This is a genomic window from Bacillus sp. JZ105, from assembly GCF_053903125.1.
The window spans coordinates 3,755,348-3,773,681 of record NZ_CP096387.1; the positions used below are offsets into that span (position 1 = coordinate 3,755,348).

General features: G+C 39.7%; 20 protein-coding genes. 4 read left to right on the forward strand and 16 right to left on the reverse strand.

The window, feature by feature from the left end; all coding sequences use genetic code 11:
- Positions 1 to 166: 166 nt before the first annotated feature.
- The 5 genes from rpsR to M1D81_RS19280 all read right to left on the reverse strand — a co-directional run bounded on the left by rpsR (position 167) and on the right by M1D81_RS19280 (position 2,945).
- The gene (gene rpsR, locus M1D81_RS19260) at positions 167 to 406 is read right to left on the reverse strand and encodes a 30S ribosomal protein S18 (RefSeq protein ID WP_008359105.1); all 240 of its coding nucleotides are present in this window, start codon (positions 404 to 406) and stop codon (positions 167 to 169) included.
- A 40-nt stretch (positions 407 to 446) separates the two neighbouring features.
- The gene (gene ssbA / locus M1D81_RS19265; RefSeq protein WP_007497456.1) at positions 447 to 989 is read right to left on the reverse strand and encodes a single-stranded DNA-binding protein SsbA; all 543 of its coding nucleotides are present in this window, start codon (positions 987 to 989) and stop codon (positions 447 to 449) included.
- A gap of 36 nt (positions 990 to 1,025) precedes the next feature.
- Positions 1,026 to 1,313, reverse strand: a complete 288-nt coding sequence (gene rpsF, locus M1D81_RS19270) for a 30S ribosomal protein S6 (protein ID WP_024424058.1) — start codon at positions 1,311 to 1,313, stop codon at positions 1,026 to 1,028.
- Positions 1,314 to 1,421: 108 nt separating this feature from the next.
- Positions 1,422 to 2,522 carry a redox-regulated ATPase YchF gene (gene ychF / locus M1D81_RS19275; protein WP_456265974.1) on the reverse strand — a complete coding sequence of 367 codons (1,101 nt, stop codon included), beginning with the start codon at positions 2,520 to 2,522 and terminating at the stop codon, positions 1,422 to 1,424.
- A 216-nt stretch (positions 2,523 to 2,738) separates the two neighbouring features.
- Positions 2,739 to 2,945, reverse strand: coding sequence for a DUF951 domain-containing protein (locus tag M1D81_RS19280; protein WP_008347561.1), 207 nt, complete (start codon positions 2,943 to 2,945; stop codon positions 2,739 to 2,741).
- 297 nt (positions 2,946 to 3,242) lie between these two features.
- Here M1D81_RS19280 and M1D81_RS19285 point away from each other — a divergent pair, with 297 nt between their 5' ends.
- Both M1D81_RS19285 and M1D81_RS19290 read left to right on the forward strand, forming a co-directional pair.
- Entirely contained in the window at positions 3,243 to 4,562 is a 1,320-nt protein-coding gene (locus M1D81_RS19285) for a hydrolase (protein ID WP_456265973.1), read from the forward strand.
- Positions 4,563 to 4,577: 15 nt separating this feature from the next.
- Positions 4,578 to 4,988, forward strand: coding sequence for a hypothetical protein (locus M1D81_RS19290; protein WP_456265972.1), 411 nt, complete (start codon positions 4,578 to 4,580; stop codon positions 4,986 to 4,988).
- 25 nt (positions 4,989 to 5,013) lie between these two features.
- Here M1D81_RS19290 and M1D81_RS19295 read toward each other — a convergent pair whose 3' ends face one another.
- Positions 5,014 to 6,069, reverse strand: coding sequence for a YkvI family membrane protein (locus M1D81_RS19295; RefSeq protein WP_456265971.1), 1,056 nt, complete (start codon positions 6,067 to 6,069; stop codon positions 5,014 to 5,016).
- 72 nt (positions 6,070 to 6,141) lie between these two features.
- Here M1D81_RS19295 and yyaC point away from each other — a divergent pair, with 72 nt between their 5' ends.
- Positions 6,142 to 6,768: a spore protease YyaC gene (gene yyaC / locus M1D81_RS19300; RefSeq protein ID WP_456265970.1), complete on the forward strand. Its 627-nt coding sequence runs from the start codon at positions 6,142 to 6,144 to the stop codon at positions 6,766 to 6,768.
- A gap of 25 nt (positions 6,769 to 6,793) precedes the next feature.
- Here the strand turns inward: yyaC and M1D81_RS19305 are convergent, their stop codons facing one another.
- The 10 genes from M1D81_RS19305 to rpmH all read right to left on the reverse strand — a co-directional run bounded on the left by M1D81_RS19305 (position 6,794) and on the right by rpmH (position 16,297).
- Positions 6,794 to 7,648 (reverse strand): ParB/RepB/Spo0J family partition protein, encoded by an 855-nt coding sequence (locus M1D81_RS19305; protein ID WP_456265969.1) that lies wholly within the window; start codon positions 7,646 to 7,648, stop codon positions 6,794 to 6,796.
- Positions 7,641 to 8,402 carry a sporulation initiation inhibitor protein Soj gene (gene soj, locus M1D81_RS19310; RefSeq protein WP_008360890.1) on the reverse strand — a complete coding sequence of 254 codons (762 nt, stop codon included), beginning with the start codon at positions 8,400 to 8,402 and terminating at the stop codon, positions 7,641 to 7,643. The genes M1D81_RS19305 and soj overlap by 8 nt, the downstream gene beginning before the upstream one ends.
- Positions 8,403 to 8,764: 362 nt before the next feature.
- Complete coding sequence (noc, locus tag M1D81_RS19315) at positions 8,765 to 9,640, reverse strand: nucleoid occlusion protein (protein WP_456265968.1); 876 nt, start codon at positions 9,638 to 9,640, stop codon at positions 8,765 to 8,767.
- 105 nt (positions 9,641 to 9,745) lie between these two features.
- Positions 9,746 to 10,465, reverse strand: coding sequence for a 16S rRNA (guanine(527)-N(7))-methyltransferase RsmG (gene rsmG, locus M1D81_RS19320; RefSeq protein ID WP_024424068.1), 720 nt, complete (start codon positions 10,463 to 10,465; stop codon positions 9,746 to 9,748).
- 13 nt (positions 10,466 to 10,478) lie between these two features.
- Positions 10,479 to 12,365 carry a tRNA uridine-5-carboxymethylaminomethyl(34) synthesis enzyme MnmG gene (mnmG, locus tag M1D81_RS19325; RefSeq protein WP_456265967.1) on the reverse strand — a complete coding sequence of 629 codons (1,887 nt, stop codon included), beginning with the start codon at positions 12,363 to 12,365 and terminating at the stop codon, positions 10,479 to 10,481.
- Between the two features lie 17 nt (positions 12,366 to 12,382).
- Positions 12,383 to 13,762 (reverse strand): tRNA uridine-5-carboxymethylaminomethyl(34) synthesis GTPase MnmE, encoded by a 1,380-nt coding sequence (gene mnmE / locus M1D81_RS19330; protein ID WP_024424070.1) that lies wholly within the window; start codon positions 13,760 to 13,762, stop codon positions 12,383 to 12,385.
- Positions 13,763 to 14,163: 401 nt separating this feature from the next.
- Positions 14,164 to 14,787 carry an RNA-binding cell elongation regulator Jag/EloR gene (gene jag / locus M1D81_RS19335; RefSeq protein ID WP_456265966.1) on the reverse strand — a complete coding sequence of 208 codons (624 nt, stop codon included), beginning with the start codon at positions 14,785 to 14,787 and terminating at the stop codon, positions 14,164 to 14,166.
- A complete protein-coding gene (spoIIIJ, locus tag M1D81_RS19340) occupies positions 14,784 to 15,566 on the reverse strand; it encodes a YidC family membrane integrase SpoIIIJ (protein ID WP_456267178.1) in 783 nt (260 codons plus the stop codon). Before spoIIIJ ends, jag begins: the two co-directional genes overlap by 4 nt.
- 158 nt (positions 15,567 to 15,724) lie before the next feature.
- Complete coding sequence (gene rnpA, locus M1D81_RS19345) at positions 15,725 to 16,084, reverse strand: ribonuclease P protein component (protein ID WP_024427652.1); 360 nt, start codon at positions 16,082 to 16,084, stop codon at positions 15,725 to 15,727.
- Positions 16,085 to 16,162: 78 nt separating this feature from the next.
- On the reverse strand, positions 16,163 to 16,297 hold the full coding sequence (rpmH, locus tag M1D81_RS19350; RefSeq protein WP_073208224.1) for a 50S ribosomal protein L34: 135 nt from the start codon (positions 16,295 to 16,297) through the stop codon (positions 16,163 to 16,165).
- A 620-nt stretch (positions 16,298 to 16,917) separates the two neighbouring features.
- Between rpmH and dnaA the strand changes: the two genes are divergently transcribed.
- A complete protein-coding gene (gene dnaA, locus M1D81_RS19355) occupies positions 16,918 to 18,258 on the forward strand; it encodes a chromosomal replication initiator protein DnaA (protein ID WP_424925133.1) in 1,341 nt (446 codons plus the stop codon).
- The last annotated feature ends 76 nt before the right edge of the window (positions 18,259 to 18,334 follow it).

The following is an 18,334-nucleotide window of genomic DNA, read 5'->3' on the forward strand; positions in this document are numbered from 1 at the left end:
CAATATGACAGATCAACCTCATATTTGTATAGAATAAACTGTCACTTTTACATACTTCCCCTAGGTTGACTGTCAGAAACAACTCTAGCAAAAATAGGCGAGATTCACAGTGAGGAAAATAAAAAAAGCGAAGAGCTCGGGGCTCTCCGCTTTTTAAGTCAACGACTTACTCACCAGTAACGTATGGAAGTAATGCCATTTGACGTGATCTTTTGATCGCTAAAGTCAATTTACGTTGATACTTAGCGCTAGTTCCTGTTACACGACGAGGTAAAATTTTACCACGCTCAGAAACAAACTTTCTAAGAAGATCAACATCTTTGTAATCGATGTGCGTGATACCGTTAGAAGTAAAGAAACATACTTTACGACGTTTCGCACGACCGCCTCTGCGTCCACCTGCCATTTGTTTTCACACCTTTCCTTTAGTCATTTTTTCAGATCAATTAGAATGGCAAATCATCATCGGAGATGTCAATCGGTTTACCATCGTTCGCAAATGGGTCATCATTAAAGCTATTTCCCTGATTACGATTTTGGTTGTTTTGATTGCCATATGGATTTTGACTTGGTTCATTTCCAAATGGATTCTGATCGTTTTGGCTACCGCCATAATACTGGCCTCCGCTATTGCCACCGCCGCTGTATCCACCTGAACCAGCACCGCCGCTTTTAGGCTCAAGAAATTGAACACTTTCAGCTTGAACCTCTGTCACGAAGACACGCTGTCCTTGCTGATTTTCATAGTTTCTTGTCTGCAAACGACCGTCTACACCGGCAAGACTTCCTTTTTTCAAGAAATTAGCCACGTTCTCGGCTTGTCTTCTCCAAGTAACACAGTTAATGAAATCGGCTTCACGCTCTCCAGATTGATTCGTAAACGTACGATTCACAGCTAGAGTAAACGTGGCTACAGCCGCCCCATTAGGCGTGTAGCGAAGCTCAGGGTCTTTTGTTAGTCTTCCGACCAATACAACACGGTTTAGCATATTGAAAGACCACCTTTAAATATATATTTCAATGATTTATACTTCTTCTTTAACAACAATGTGGCGAATGATATCGTCACTGATCTTAGCTAAGCGGTCAAATTCTTGAACTGCTGCAGCGTCAGATTGAACGTTTACGATTTGGTAGAAACCGTCACGGAAATCGTTGATTTCGTATGCAAGACGACGTTTACCCCAATCCTTTGTTCCAGTGATCTCCGCACCGTTAGAAGTTAACACGTTATTGAAACGCTCGATAACTGCTTTTTTAGCCTCATCGTCAACTGTTGGGCGGATGATGTACATAACTTCGTACTTTCTCATCTGATTGCACCTCCTTTTGGTCTAAGCGGCCCTAAACGGGCAAGGAGCAATAAATTATATTACTCACAATTGTATATTATAACAAATCACTTGGCCTATGACAAGAACCTATACATTAAAACGGAAATGAATGACGTCTCCGTCTTTCACTACATATTCTTTACCTTCTAGACGAACTTTCCCTGCTTCTTTAGCAGCAGACATGCTTCCGCCAGCTAGTAAATCCTCATACGCAACCGTTTCAGCACGAATAAATCCACGCTCGAAGTCTGTGTGGATGATTCCAGCACATTCTGGCGCTTTCATTCCTTTTTTAAATGTCCAAGCACGTACCTCTTGCTCACCTGCTGTGAAATACGTAGCTAATCCTAGAAGTGAATAAGATGCTCTAATTAGCTGATCAAGCCCTGACTCATTAATACCAAGCTCTTCAAGGAACATTTGCTTCTCTTCTCCTTCAAGCTCTGCAATTTCAGACTCGATCTTCGCACAAACGACGATAACTTCAGCGTTTTCACCAGAAGCAAACTCACGGATTTGCTGCACATATTCGTTGCCCTCATGATCCGCTACTTCATCCTCACTCACATTTGCTACATAAAGAACTGGTTTAGACGTGAGTAAATGAAGCTGTTTCACAAGCTTTTGCTGCTCATCTGTAAATTCAACCGATCTAGCAGATTTTCCAGCTTCAAATGCGTCCTTCAGCTTTTCCAAAATATCAAATTCAGCTACAGCTTCCTTGTCTTTTTGCTTCGCAAGCTTACTCACACGAGTTAAACGCTTTTCAACCGTTTCTAAATCAGCCAAAATCAATTCTAAATTAATCGTTTCAATATCTGACACTGGGTCAACCTTACCTGATACGTGTGTAATGTTATCATCTGCAAAAGCTCTGACCACGTGACAAATCGCATCTACTTGACGAATATGAGAAAGGAATTTATTCCCTAAACCTTCACCTTTAGATGCACCTTTGACAATACCCGCAATATCAGTGAATTCGAAAGCAGTGGGAACTGTCTTTTTCGGCTGCACCAATTCTGTTAGCTTTTGTAAACGCTCGTCAGGAACTTCTACAATTCCGACGTTTGGATCAATGGTACAAAACGGATAGTTAGCAGACTCCGCTCCAGCCTGTGTAATTGCATTAAATAGCGTTGACTTCCCGACGTTAGGTAAGCCAACAATACCAGCTGTTAAAGCCATTCTTTCATCTCCTCTATATCAAACGTGCTCGTTATACTGCGTAATATGAACCTAGAGCAATTATAAGTAGGTTTACATGAAAAGACAAGCTAACCATCATGCATTTTCAATAGAAGAAACATCGTCAAAAAGAATAAATCAATGCTTCAAAACGAGAAAATGCACCTGGCTTTGCTGTAGAAAAGACAAATTTAATAAAAAAAGCATGAGGCCTACTTAAGCAGTTGGCTCCTCATGCTTGACGAGAATTTTCTTCATTTTTCGTTCAAAATCTCTTCTTGGGATCATCACGCTGTGTCCGCAGCCTTCACATTTAATACGGATATCCATGCCCAAACGAATGACCTTCCACCGATTGGCACCACATGGATGGGGCTTTTTCATTTCTACAACATCATGTAACCCAAACGCTTTGTCTGCCATCAGCCTTCACCTCTCCTTGCTCACTTCATTGAATCTATTGTACAAAAAAACGGCGATGGAGGGCAATGCACAAAACAAAGAGTCTCTTTCAATCGTTCATCCTATTCTTTTTTAGAGAAAAAACCCTTCTTTTAGATCATTTTATTTGTGACCAATAGTTACTTAAACTTCGTTTTTTTTCAATATTGTCACAAACACTGTAGGTCAAAAGGTTTTTATTGGTAGAACGCGGTGGTTTTTCCATATTTTTTGATTTATGATATCTGCATAAATGTTATGTGAGAGGGAGCAGGTACGATGGTCAATCGAAAGGATAGATTAACTGATAAAGAATATAAAATCATATCCGATCATGCTGGAAATATCGACAATTACCAGCAGCACCATACGATAGAAATAGGTCAGCAAACACTCACTGTCCACGATTTTCTAAAGATCGACCAAAAATTATATGGTTTAACAATGCAGCCGGAACAATCAGATGAATTCATCGTCTCTTTTCACTGCCCGCTGCCACATCAAATGACGGTGACATCTAAGCAAGATGTACACAACGCGGCACAGTCATTGCTCAAAACAGACTATGCCTATCCAATTGAAAGAAAGTCCCTTGATGGCAATCAAGACCATGTCTTTTTTAAAGGGAAGGAATACATAGAGAAAGTCTGTCAGAATCATCCGAATGCTGGTATCCATCTCACTGGACAAGCACTTGCCGGTGCTGTTTGTGCTTATATTGCAACAGAACAGCCAGCTGTCAAAAAAGCCGTCACCTTTGACAGCCCAAATATATGGAGCAGCTTGTCGCCTTCGATTCAGCAAAAGGCGCAGCAAGGTCAATATCAACGTATGTTGACTGAATATATTCAGCCTAGTCATTACGTCGGTTTACTCAATCGTCATGATCAAGGAGTTGGACAAGTCAAGTACACTGTACCGCCACGGCAGCAAGACTCAGTCCAAGAATCAGTAAAATACAAAAAAAGAGAAATTGACACCTTTTTAAAATCAGCTTTTGCATCTATGAATATAGAATGGAACGAATCCTTTGATACAAATGCTTTTTTAGCTCTCGTTTCAGGAGAATTCAAAGAAAATGGATATTCATTCCATCCGAATGGATCTGCCCGTATTTTAGATGAACAGCTTGACCATAATACAAGTTTTACAGCCATGCTGCTGCAAGAAATTCATTCTGGACATGCATATGCACAAAGCGGACTTGAAATTATCATAAAATCCCATTTACTGAAAAATTCATCCTATGATCTGCAAAGTATTATTGAACATGAAGTGCACACTGTATTTGAAAAAATCGATGGAATGGATGAAAGTGTAAAAGACGCCGTCCATCATGTAAAACAAGAACTCAAAGGACTCGTCGGCTTTGGCCACTATGATTTATTAAGTCATAGTGATGTGGAAGCACTGGTAGAGGAAGTCAGAATGGAACAGACACATTCCTCCTTTTATTCACATGAAAAACAACTGAATGCCTTGTACACCCTGAGGGATTACGAACAAGAACTTTCTGCCCTTTCAAGACATATGTACACAATGGGTGATGACTACGCCAAGGCAGATAGACGCCTTGCGATGCAAATGGGTATTCATTAAGAAAGGAGTCATCGCATGATCAATCAAAATAAGCCTCCTAGTGACGCCCAGCGTTTCTTGCAAAATGTGAGTGCCCGCCGCTCCATGTCTGTATTCGAGAATCAATCGGCACCACACACACAAACACAGTCTCCTGAAGAAATTGCCGCCATTCAGGCCATGCGAAGAGAAGGACAGCGAAAGGATTTAAAACGGCTGCTCAAAATGCGGCTGCACGACGAATTAGCATATACTCGCGTGCACTTGGAGTATCAATTAGCTAAAACAGAAGACATGATAAACCAGACGACCATTGTCAAACAACACATTTCCCAGCATTTAAAGGGACAGGCGATTTCAGAATTAGAGGAGCGCCTCCAGCGTCTCAAGCAAATGCCTGTCTATGATGATATCAAAGAAGCTATTGATTCAATTCAGATCAAATAAGCACAGCTCTAAAAAAGAGAGGTGCTTATTTTGTTTTATCAATATAATTTTTAGGGCGAGAAAATATCTTTTTACTTAAAATCGGATACAGCATTAAACAGACGAGCAAATAAAGATTCAACAAACTATAAATTGGATACAAGAAAGCAATCAAATCAGCAAATCCAAGAGATGTTAAAGGAGCCATCATAAGAAGCATCACCAATACAACCAGCCAGCGAGGCATCCGTACAAAAGAAAGCATCCGGCTGGATAATCCAAATAAACCTGCTGCCGTCGTCGTATAAATGGCTAGACAAAGGACAACGGTCATAAACACAAACAAAGAAGGCGGCGCCCCTTCTAATACTGTAAACAAAGGAATTCCCTCTGATGAAAGGCTTCCAGAAATATCAACCAGTATTTCGTTATACACATACGAGATGACACCAAAAATAAGGCCGCTTAATATACTCGCCACCTTGGCTTCCCCAAGCCCCTTCATTTCTTTCCCAACCGAAGACAGCACTGCCACAACAGATAATATATTCAAAGAAGCAAAGACAATGCTGGCAGGCCAATTGTACTGCTGCCCAAAATCAATCCGCCACATATGCTCATGGTTCATATAATAAAAAACAAACGCATAGATGAGTCCCGCCACCAAAATTGGTATAATGAAGGCATTCACAGATAAAAGCCCTTTCACATCCCAGAAAAAAATCATAAATGAAAACAAACAAAACGCGCCGATGCCAACCCAAAAAGGCACATGATACATCTCAAGAGTCACCCCGCCGCCGGCAATCATGACCGTCGTTGTCGTGAATAAATAAAGGACAATTAACACGTCATACACCTTAGCCAGCCATGGACCGACAAGCCGTTCCAGCACTGGCACAAAGTGATCGGCTCGCACCTCATAACTGATTTTTAACACCACATAGGTAGACAGCATAAACATCAATGTAAACAGTAGAATGGCTAGTCCGCTATCAATGCCAAAAAACTGCCAAATTTCCTGGCCGGAAGCATATCCCGCTCCTATTAAGCTTCCTAAAATTAAAAGCGTCCACCTTGAACCAGCCTTCCACACAATCATCACCTCATAGGTATAGAATTAAGCTTGTTTCCGTATACTGTTACTAACTACTATGACAAGGAAGTGAGACCTATGAATAGCAAGAACGGTCTTTTTTTTAGAAATAGGGTGAAAGAATACGTGTCCCATACGGATACAAACGCCATTCAACAGCTTAAAAGTATTTTATTCTCGTATCTTCAGAAAGCAGGAAAAAGACCCGTTGCCATCGTCTGTATTGGAACAGACCGCTCAACTGGCGACTCTCTAGGTCCACTTGTTGGTACAAAGCTTTCAGGTCTGGATTTGAAAAAGCTTCATGTATATGGAACACTCTCTGACCCCGTGCATGCGGTCAATTTAAAAGAAAAACTCGCTGAAATTGAACAAGCTCATAAACACCCGTTTATTGTAGCGGTGGATGCCTGTTTAGGAAGAGTGAAAAGTGTCGGTTCTTTCCAAATTGGAGATGGGCCGTTAAAACCTGGAGCTGGTGTCCAAAAGGAGCTGCCAGAGGTAGGAGATATTCATATTAATGGGATCGTCAATGTGAGTGGTTTCATGGAATACTTCGTCCTCCAAAACACACGTCTTCATCTTGTCATGTCTATGGCCAATACACTTTCTGAAAGTCTATCTCACATTGACCAAATGGATTGGACGAGAGAAAAAAGCCGGTCTCTCTTCACCCCTATTCAAAATATCACTGGGAGAATATAAAAAAGACCATCTCATATCAAGATGGTCACTCTGATGATTCCCTCGTAGAAAGCAATTCAAGGATTCTTTCTAAATCTTCATTCGAGAGGAATTCAATCTCTATTTTCCCTTTTTTCTTCTGTTTCTTGATCGTCACTGAAGTACCAAAGTAGTTTTGTAAGAAAGACTCTCTTTCTTTCAACACTCGATCCTTTGGTGCTTCTTTTTTCTTTGTTTCACGTGGAACATTTTCGTTTAACTGCTGAACAAGTTTCTCAACATGTCGTACGTTTAACCCCTCATCCACGATTTTCTTTACCAAAGGCGCCAGCTTCTTTTTGTTCTTTAAGCTGAGCAATGTCCGGCCATGTCCCATTGATAACGTTCCATTTGCAATCAGCTTTTGGATGTCATCCGGTAAAGTCAACAGACGGAGATGGTTCGCAATATGCGGTCTGCTTTTCCCTAATCGCTTCGCTAATTCCTCTTGCGTCACACTTAGATGATCCAGCAAGGAAGCATATGCTTCCGCTTCCTCTAGTGGAGAGAGATCCTCACGCTGCAGGTTTTCTAAAAGAGCAATTTCTCTCATCAGCGTTTCTGAAAAATCTCGAACGATTGCAGGAATGGTTGTCAGACCAGCTTGTTGTGCTGCGCGAAAACGGCGTTCTCCTGCTACTATGTCATATCCTTTAATCGATTTACGAACAATAATCGGCTGTAAAACCCCGTGCTGCTGAATCGACTCTTTCAGATCAGACAATGCATCATCATCAAACGTTTTCCTTGGCTGATACGGATTCGGACGCAAATCCTTTAATTTGATTTCTTCAACCGTTTCTTCATTTGAGTCTACGTTGTTAAATAGTGCATTAATGCCCTTTCCAAGACCTTTAGCCATTCGCATCCACTTCCTTTGCTAAGTCTAAATAGACATCTGCACCTCTTGAACGTGGATCATACAAGATAATCGGCTTTCCATGACTTGGCGCTTCACTCAGCCTCACATTTCTCGGAATGACGGTTTGATAGACTTTATCTCTAAAGTACTTCTTCACTTCTTCGATTACCTGAATCCCAAGATTTGTTCGGGCATCAAGCATTGTCAGCAAGACACCTTCAATGGCAAGATCGGTATTTAAATGTTTCTGCACGAGACGAACTGTGTTTAACAATTGGCTCAATCCTTCAAGCGCATAATATTCGCACTGAACTGGTATTAAAACGGAATCGGATGCAGTTAACGCATTAATCGTCAGCAGTCCAAGTGATGGCGGGCAGTCAATAATCATATAATCATAATTCTGCTTAACAGATTCAAGTGCTCTCTTCAGTCTCACTTCACGCGAGATTGTAGGCACAAGCTCTATTTCAGCCCCTGCAAGCTGTATTGTCGCAGGAATGACATCAAGATTTTCGACCTCTGTCGTCTTAATCACATCAAGAACATCTGCATCATCAACTAAAATATCGTACACACACTTCTCTACGTCGGCCTTCTCAATCCCAATACCACTCGTGGCATTGCCCTGCGGATCAATATCAACTAACAACACTCGTTTGCCTATGTATGCTAAACACGCACCCAAATTAACAGAAGTTGTCGTCTTCCCGACGCCTCCCTTCTGGTTGGTAATCGCTATGATTTTTCCCACGATGTCACCCACTTTCAACTTAACAAGTTTCTCATTCATTCATACTTCCTATTCTATCAAAAAAAGTATGAAACGTTTGCTTTTTTTGTTTCCCTATTATAAATTCGTCGGTGAATGTGCCTTTTCGTACATAAAAGGACGAATGAAAACGCACCGAAAAAATATATTGATATATCTTTTTTGAGTGCCGGAACTTGTACGGCATTTGCTCACAATTGCATCGGGCTGGGTTATTGTGTGTTCACAAGTCATAGTTCTTCGGATCAACTTCAGCTATCATTTCATTTGCAAAAGCAAACAGTAAATAACAAATGATATCAATTTACAAAAAAAGCTGACGAGTGGCGCTCATCAGCTTATTTCTATTTAGGAATTCGAATCGTTAATTGGATATATTCCTCAAACTCTTCTTCCTCGGTATTTATTTTAAGTCCGCTGTCTTCTACCATGTGGAGAGACTGACGAATGGTATTCATCGCAATTCGCGTATCACGGCTAAACGCCTTACGTTTTGGCTTCGGTTTGCGATCCGTTTTTTGTTCAAGCATCTTCACTACACGCTCTTCAGTCTGTTTCACATTCAACTGCTTTTCGATGATTTCCTGCAATAGCGCGATTTGTAATTCTGGAAGCTTTAGGGGCACAAGTGAACGTGCATGCCTTTCAGAGATTTTTTTCTCTAAAATAGCTTGTTGTACCTCTTCAGGCAACTTTAAAAGTCTTAATTTGTTTGCAACAGTTGATTGTCCCTTGCCTAAACGCTGAGCAAGCGCCTCTTGTGTTAAATCATGAAGCTCTAAAAGACGTGCATAAGCATGAGCCTCTTCAATAGAAGACAGCTCTTCTCTTTGCAAATTTTCAATCAATGCCACAGATGCCGTTTCCGTATCAGTAAAATCTTTTATAATAGCGGGGATTTTCCCCCATTGAAGAGTCTGCACCGCTCTCCAACGTCTTTCGCCGGCGATCAGTTCATATTTTCCTTCTTCTTCTGTTGGTCTAACAACAATCGGTTGGATAATGCCATGGGTATGGATCGTCGTGGCCAGCTCTTGTATCTTTTCTTCTGAAAAAATGGTGCGTGGCTGAAAACGGTTTGGCATAATTGTGTCGACCGGGAGCTCCTGTATCTCTTCCTTTAATGTATCATGCTCAGCAATCTCTGCCTCTATTTCGGTTTCACGCTCAGGATGTTCTTTGTCTCCAAGCCCGAAGAAGCGTGAGAGTGAATGCTTCATGAACCTACACCACCTTTAAAAACTACCTTTTTATAATTCTATTTTCTCATGTTTTTTCCTTCTGTAAAATCATAAATATTGAAGAAAAACCGACCTTTTACATGATCAACCTTCTATTGGTGATTTATTAGGTGTTCCTGGTTTTCTAGGATATTTTTTTGGTGTTTGCTTTTTCTTTTCAATGACAATGATGTTCCGTTCGCTTTCTTCTAAAGGAAGAACAAAGGAATGCTTTTCAACAACCTCTCCTCCGAGAACTGTGACAGCTTTTTTCCCTGCTTGCATTTCTTCATCAGCGGCAGATGCTTTTAATGCAACAAACAATCCTTCCTTTTTCACTAGAGGCAGACATAGTTCGCTCAAGACGGATAAACGTGCAACTGCTCTAGCAGTGACAAGATCATAGCTTTCACGCTTTTCCTTACGTTGTCCAAACGTTTCCGCACGATCATGATAAAAAGTAGTATCTTGTAAGTTTAATCCTTTTGCTAACTCATTGAGAAACGTAATTCGTTTCTGAAGAGAATCAACAATGGTCACATGTAGATGAGGGAAACAAATTTTAAGAGGAATGCTTGGAAAACCAGCACCAGCTCCAATATCACAAATCGTCGTCACTTTGTGAAAATCAATAAAAAATGCTGCTGATATTGAATCATAAAAATGCTTTAAATACACTTCTTCCTTTTCAGTAATGGACGTTAAATTCATTTTCTCGTTCCATTCTACAAGCATGCGGAAGTAGGTTTCAAATTGTTCAAGCTGCACAGGAGAAAGAGTGATCCCTTTCTCCTCTAGTGCTGCTGTAAATTGTTCAATGTTCATGCCGACATCCTTTCTATTCTGCTATCTTCGCAATACGCCCCTGCTCTAAATATACTAAAAGGATAGAAATATCAGCAGGGTTAACGCCTGAAATACGAGAAGCCTGTGCAACAGAAAGAGGTCGGACTTCTTTCAGCTTTTGTTTCGCTTCAGTTGCAATCCCTTTGATGGCGTCATAATCAATACGATCAGGAATCTTTTTGTTCTCCATCTTTTTCAGTTTTTCAACTTGCTGGAGTGACTTTTCAATATAACCTTCGTATTTAATTTGAATCTCTACCTGCTCACACACATCAGAAGGAAGCGGTGTTTCGGCAGGAGCTAAGTTCACAACAGATTCATAGTTCATTTCTGGACGCTTCATCAAATCGCTTGCACGAATGCCGTCCTTCAGCTCACTTCCACCGAGTGAACGAATAAATTCTTGAGTCTCTGCTGTAGGTTTAATGATGACAGAATATAAACGTTTTTTCTCTGCTTCAATGGCTTCTTTTTTCTGCTGGAATGCTTGGAATCTTTCTTCAGAAATTAATCCAATTTGATAGCCAAGTTCAGTTAATCTTAAATCTGCATTGTCATGACGTAGAAGTAGACGATACTCAGCACGTGATGTCAAGAGACGGTACGGTTCATTTGTCCCTTTTGTGACAAGGTCATCAATGAGAACACCGATATATGCATCAGATCGGCTTAAAATGACTTCTTCTTTACCTAATGCTTTTCTTCCTGCATTAATACCTGCCATAATCCCTTGACCTGCTGCTTCCTCATAACCAGACGTACCATTAATTTGGCCGGCTGTATATAATCCAGAAATTTTCTTCGTCTCAAGTGTAGGCCACAACTGAGTAGGCACAATCGCGTCATACTCGATAGCATAACCCGCTCTCATCATTTGAACATTCTCGAGTCCTGGGATGGTTGAAAGCATGCGCTGCTGTACATCTTCCGGAAGACTTGTAGACAATCCTTGAACATAAACTTCCTGCGTATTACGACCTTCTGGCTCTAAGAAAATTTGATGTCTCGGTTTATCATTGAAACGAACCACTTTATCTTCTATAGACGGGCAGTATCTAGGACCAGTTCCTTTAATCATACCTGAATACATTGGAGAACGGTGAAGATTCTCATCAATAATTTGATGAGTCTCTAAACTCGTGTATGTTAACCAGCAAGGCAGCTGGTCAGTAATATATTCAACCGTTTCATAGGAGAATGCCCGCGGGACATCATCACCTGGTTGAATTTCTGTTTTACTATAGTCAATCGAGTGGCTATTTACTCGAGGGGGTGTTCCTGTTTTAAAGCGAACCAAATCGAATCCTAGTTCTGCTAAATGATCCGATAATTTAATGGAAGGCTGCTGGTTATTTGGACCACTTGAATACGATAAGTCTCCTAAAATAATGCGGCCTTTTAAGAAAGTCCCTGTCGTTAATACAACAGACTTCGCACGATAATTCGCCCCTGTTTGAGTAACAACACCTTTACATTCATCATCTTCTACAATTAAATGATCTACCATACCTTGCAGCATTGTCAGGTTTGGTTCATTTTCCATTGTTTTTTTCATTTCATGCTGATATTGGAACTTATCTGCTTGCGCTCTTAACGCACGGACAGCAGGTCCTTTCCCCGTATTCAGCATACGCATTTGAATATGCGTCTTATCTATATTTCGTGCCATTTCTCCGCCTAGAGCATCAATTTCTCTGACGACAATCCCTTTTGCGGGGCCGCCTACGGACGGATTACATGGCATAAAAGCAACCATATCGAGGTTGATAGTCAATACAAGTGTTTTGGCGCCCTGTCTTGCAGAAGCAAGAGCAGCCTCAACTCCAGCATGACCGGCACCCACGACGATTACGTCATAATTGCCAGCTTCATAACCCATTTCTTATGTTCCTCCCTTTACTTTCCTAAACAGAATTGAGAGAATAACTGATCAATCAAGCTTTCATGAACAGCATCCCCAATAATTTCACCCAGCTGTTCCCAGCAGCGTGTTAAATCTATTTGAACTATGTCGATCGGTACGTCCATTTCAATTCCTTCAAGAGCATCCTCAATGGATTGTTTTGCTGCCTGAAGGAGGGCAATATGCCTTGTGTTACTTACATACGTTAAATCTCCACTTTCAATTGAACCCGTGAAGAATAATGATTGAATCGCAATTTCGAGCTCATCAATCCCCTTTTCTTGTAATAATGATGTAGTAACCACTGGCCGATCCTTCGCTAACTGCTTGACCTTTTCGATATCAAGCTTAGGCTCAAGATCTGTCTTATTCACGATCACGATGATATCCATGCCTGAGACGGCCTCAAATAGTTTGATATCCTCTTCTGACAATTCCTCGCTATAATTGAGCACAAGTAAAATCAGGTCAGCTTCTTTTAAGACCTGTCTGGATCGTTCAACCCCTATACGCTCAACAATGTCCTCCGTCTCACGTATACCCGCAGTATCGACTAATCGAAGCGGTACACCTCTAACATTTACATATTCCTCAATGACATCTCTCGTTGTGCCAGGAATATCCGTTACAATCGCTTTTGTTTCCTGTACAAGACTATTCAACAAGGAAGACTTTCCAACATTCGGTCTTCCAATAATGACAGTGGATAAGCCCTCGCGAAGTATTTTCCCCTGCTGAGATGTTGTTAGCAGTGACTCAATTTCCTTTTTCACTGATGTTGCCTTTTCAACTAAAACTCGATGCGTCATTTCTTCAACATCGTCATACTCAGGATAGTCAATATTGACTTCAACATGGGCCAGAGTTTCCAATATCTCACCGCGAAGTCGTTTAATCAAACCGGAGAGTCGTCCCTCCATTTGAGTAATCGCTACATTCATCGCACGATCTGTCTTAGCGCGAATCAAATCCATTACCGCTTCAGCCTGTGAAAGATCAATTCTTCCATTTAAGAAAGCTCGTTTTGTAAACTCACCCGGCTCCGCTAATCTTGCTCCTTCTCTTAAAGCAAGCTGCAATACTTTATTGACCGTTACAATTCCGCCATGGCAGTTAATCTCAATAACGTCTTCTCTCGTAAATGTTTTTGGTGCTCTTAATACTGACACCATGACCTCTTCTATGACTTGCTCAGTGCTAGAATCCACAATATGACCATAATGAATTGTATGTGAATCCACCGATACAAGTTTTTTCTCCTTAGGACCTTTATACATCCGATCAGCAATCTGTACCGCATCAGGCCCGCTTAAACGAATAATCGCAATTGCTCCTTCACCCATCGGTGTAGAAATTGCTGCAATTGTATCCATCACTCATTCACCTCTTTCTCTACTTAATAAACACCCTGTTATCTATTAAATGGACATTGTCCATCTCTATATCAAAAACGCTTAATCCAAAATTTAAAGATACCATAAATGAAAGCGAAGTGAAAGTATCCCCTATCTAATTATCCACAGCTTTGCATCTTATCTATTTTAACACTTAACTTATCCACATGTGAATAACGACGTTTGAAACTTGTCTTCACATCTTACACCTAAATCCAATAAATTTAAACGCCCTGATCCCTATACTTACTTGTTAAATTGGCGTTTTGCACTCATATCACACACTCATTTTTTAGAAATAAAGGATGAATCCTCTATAAAAAGCAATTTTTCAATAAAAAAAGACTAAAATCCAGCTTTGCTGAATCTTAGCCTTTCTGCTATTTTTTATACAGCACCACAACATGACGTTTGCTGCCTGTATCTTCAGATGCCGTTGCAAGTTCTTTAGAGAATGAAGCAATCGCATCATGAACAATTTTTCGTTCATTCGAAGGCATTGGTTCTAAATGAACCTTTCTCTTCGTTTTTAAAACCCGATTTGCTGTTTTGACTGCATATTGCTCAAGTGCTTCTTGTCGTTTCTTCCTATAATCGCCAATATCAATTGTTATATGATGATATTGATCAGAATAACGATTAAACACTAGCTGTACCAACGTTTCTAAAGAGTACAATGTTTGGCCTCTTTTTCCAATCATTAATGACGTTTTATCTCCATCAATGTGGAAAGAAATCTTTTTCGGTTCCTGTTTGGAAATAACCTTTGCTTTAGGATCAATAGATTTAACAATTTTATCTAAATACTGTGTAGCTAATTTAAGTGCACTTATCTTTTCTACTAACTTGACCACAGCTTGCCTTTTACCAAATAATCCTAAAAACCCTTTATTTCCTTCATCTACTATTGTGATTTCTACTTCTTCTTTTAGTAGCTGAATTTGTTTAAGTCCGGAATCTACTGCTTCTTCGATTGTGCGACCGACAGCAGTTATTTCCTTCATTTTTTATTCCCGCCAGCTTTTTCTTTTGTATCAACTTTTACTTGAGGTGTTTTAATTACCAATGTTTGTATGATCATGAAAATGTTACCTACAACCCAGTACAATGAAAGTGCTGCTGGGAAACTAATTGCAAACACAATGATCATGATCGGCATCACCCATAGCATGATAGCCATTTGAGGGTTGTCCGAAGGATTTCCAGCCATCATCAGCTTTTGCTGAATGAAAGTAGCTACACCCGCAATAATCGGTAATAGGAACAATGGATCTGGGCTGCCTAAGTCAAACCATAAGAATGTATGCTTTTTAATTTCTGCTGTTCTCATAATTGCATGATAGAAACCAATAAGGATTGGCATTTGAATTAAAATTGGGAAACAGCCTGCTAATGGATTGACGCCATTTTTTTGAAAAAGGGCCATTGTTTCCTGCTGAAGCTGCTGTTGTGTTTTTTGATCTTTAGAGCTATATTTTTCACGTAGCTTATTCAATTCAGGCTGTAATGCTTGCATCGCTTTTGTACTTCTTAACTGTTTAATCATTAATGGTAAAATAAGCAAGCGGATTAACACTGTCACAATAATAATCGCTACACCATAGTTTTCACCAGTTAAGTTTGCCATGTACGTGATTAATTGAGATAGCGGGTAAACAATATAAGAATTCCAGAACCCCTTACTATCTGATGTAATTGGTTCATTGATCTGTGTACATCCTGCCAATAAAACCAATACGCCAATCAAGCTAAATATTAGTAATAATCGCCTTTTCAACAAGATTCCTCCCATTACTTCAAACTTTATTTAAGTTGGAATTGATTAAGAAAGTGACTCACCTAATCAGTATGGTAACATTTTTTCTTTGCAAAGTGGTGGTTTCATTTTAATTCACTAGATGAAGGAAGCGCTTTTAAAAATTGATACAACGAAAGTTTCTATTACGAAGACTTTTTCGGTTGTTGTTGATAAACAGCGGATTTTCTAAATAAATGTTGGAGAGACTTCTTTGTTTCTTCAAAGGTCAATTCACTCGCTGGTTTTCGTGCAATGACAATGTAGTCTTTTTCTTGCTTTAACTTATGACCTTCCTCTAAAAACACCTGACGGATCAGACGTTTAATTCGGTTTCTTATTACTGCATTACCAATCTTCTTACTGACAGACAATCCTAGACGCAGTTCAACTTGATTTGGCTGATCCAGCTGGTAAATAACGAATTGGCGATTTGCCATTGATTGACCTTTTTTGAACACCTTTTGAAACTCTTCATTTTTTTTTAGCCTGTTTCGCTTCTTCATGTTTTCTTCCACTCCGATAAAAACTGACAGTTCATTTACGATTTTATGTAAAAAAGACCACTGACATTATTCAGTGGCCTAAGCTGATAATTTTTTTCTACCTTTGCTGCGGCGTCGCTTTAAAACTAGACGTCCGTTTTTAGTACTCATACGGCTGCGGAAGCCATGAACTTTACTACGCTTACGGTTATTTGGTTGAAACGTTCTTTTCATTTATGACACCTCCCTGAGGAATAGCTGTTTAAGACAGTCTAACTCATTATATTTGTGTAACCCATCGATTGTCAATATCAATGATAAAACTCTTATTATCAACCTTATAAGCATAACATAAGTTATCAAACGAAGAAACCTTCTTTTTTAGTTTCCAGCATTTTATTCTTTTTTTCCTCCTAAAAGACCTTCAAAACAAGAATGTGGATATTTTTCCGGCATATTTAGACTATCCACACCCATTATCGACATTTTTTTCACACAAATAACCGATGTGGATAATTATTTTTCAACAGGATGTAAAGTGTGTGGATAAGTTTGTGACACCCATTGCACCATCTTGTTTATTTTGATATTATATTTGTGTTTTAACTCTTAATTACTTATCTGGCCTATTTATATTATCCACAATTTGTGGATAACCTGTGGAAAGTTATTACACAGCCTGTTGAATTGTTTATCCACAGCTTGTGTAATTTGTCGAAAAGACGTTTTTCTACTATATTAATTGTTTTCAACAATGTATGTGCACGAATGGTGATGACCATTTGCTCTTTTTCGTGTTCTATAACAGTTTGATACTGGTCATTTTAAAAAGAAAAGGAGGGGGGAGAAGCCTTATGGAAAATATTTTGGATCTGTGGAATAAAGCACTTCAAAAAATAGAGACAAAATTGAGCAAACCCAGTTTTGAGACATGGATGAAATCGACAAAAGCCCATTCTCTTCTGGGAGATACGCTTACAATTACGGCACCTAATGAATTTGCTAGAGATTGGCTTGAGTCAAGATATCTTCACTTAATTGCTGATACCATCTATGAACTAACAGGTGAAGAGCTCAGCATTAAATTTATTATTCCTCAAAATCAGGATGAAGAGGAAGCCATGCCAAAGTCTCCTATCAAAAAAATGTCTAAAGAAGAGCCCGTTGACATTCCACAAAATATGCTGAATCCAAAATATACATTTGATACTTTTGTTATTGGTTCAGGCAACCGTTTTGCTCATGCCGCTTCACTTGCAGTTGCGGAAGCACCAGCGAAAGCATATAACCCGCTTTTTATTTATGGGGGCGTTGGTTTAGGAAAGACTCACTTGATGCATGCGATTGGTCACTACGTGATCGACCATAATCCATCAGCCAAAGTGGTCTATCTATCATCTGAAAAATTTACTAATGAATTTATCAACTCAATCCGAGATAACAAAGCTGTCGACTTCCGTAACCGTTATCGGAATGTAGATGTGCTTTTGATAGATGATATTCAATTTTTAGCAGGAAAAGAACAAACACAAGAAGAGTTTTTCCATACATTCAACACACTTCACGAAGAAAGTAAGCAAATCGTCATTTCTAGTGACCGGCCTCCGAAGGAAATTCCGACACTTGAAGACAGATTACGCTCTCGATTTGAATGGGGCTTAATTACAGACATTACCCCGCCAGATCTAGAAACGCGTATCGCGATCCTGCGAAAAAAAGCAAAGGCAGAAGGCTTAGACATTCCAAATGAAGTCATGCTGTACATTGCCAATCAAATCGACAGCAACATTCGTGAGCTGGAGGGTGCTTTAATTCGTGTCGTTGCTTACTCATCTTTAATTAATAAAGACATTAATGCAGATCTAGCAGCTGAGGCGCTAAAGGACATCATTCCTTCATCAAAGCCTAAAGTCATTACAATAAAAGATATTCAAAGAATTGTAGGGCAGCAATTTAATATTCGATTAGAGGATTTCAAAGCAAAGAAACGTACAAAGTCAGTTGCTTATCCAAGACAAATTGCCATGTACCTCTCTAGAGAAATGACCGATTCCTCTCTGCCTAAAATCGGAGAAGAATTTGGCGGTCGTGATCATACGACTGTCATTCATGCTCATGAGAAGATTTCGAAATTAATTGTTGAAGATGAACAGCTTCAGCAGCATGTCAAAGAGATCAAAGAACAATTAAAATAACCAAACTGATATAATGAGTACGGGAAAATGTGAATAACTAGAGCATAGTCATACACAGTCTGTCCACATGTGGATA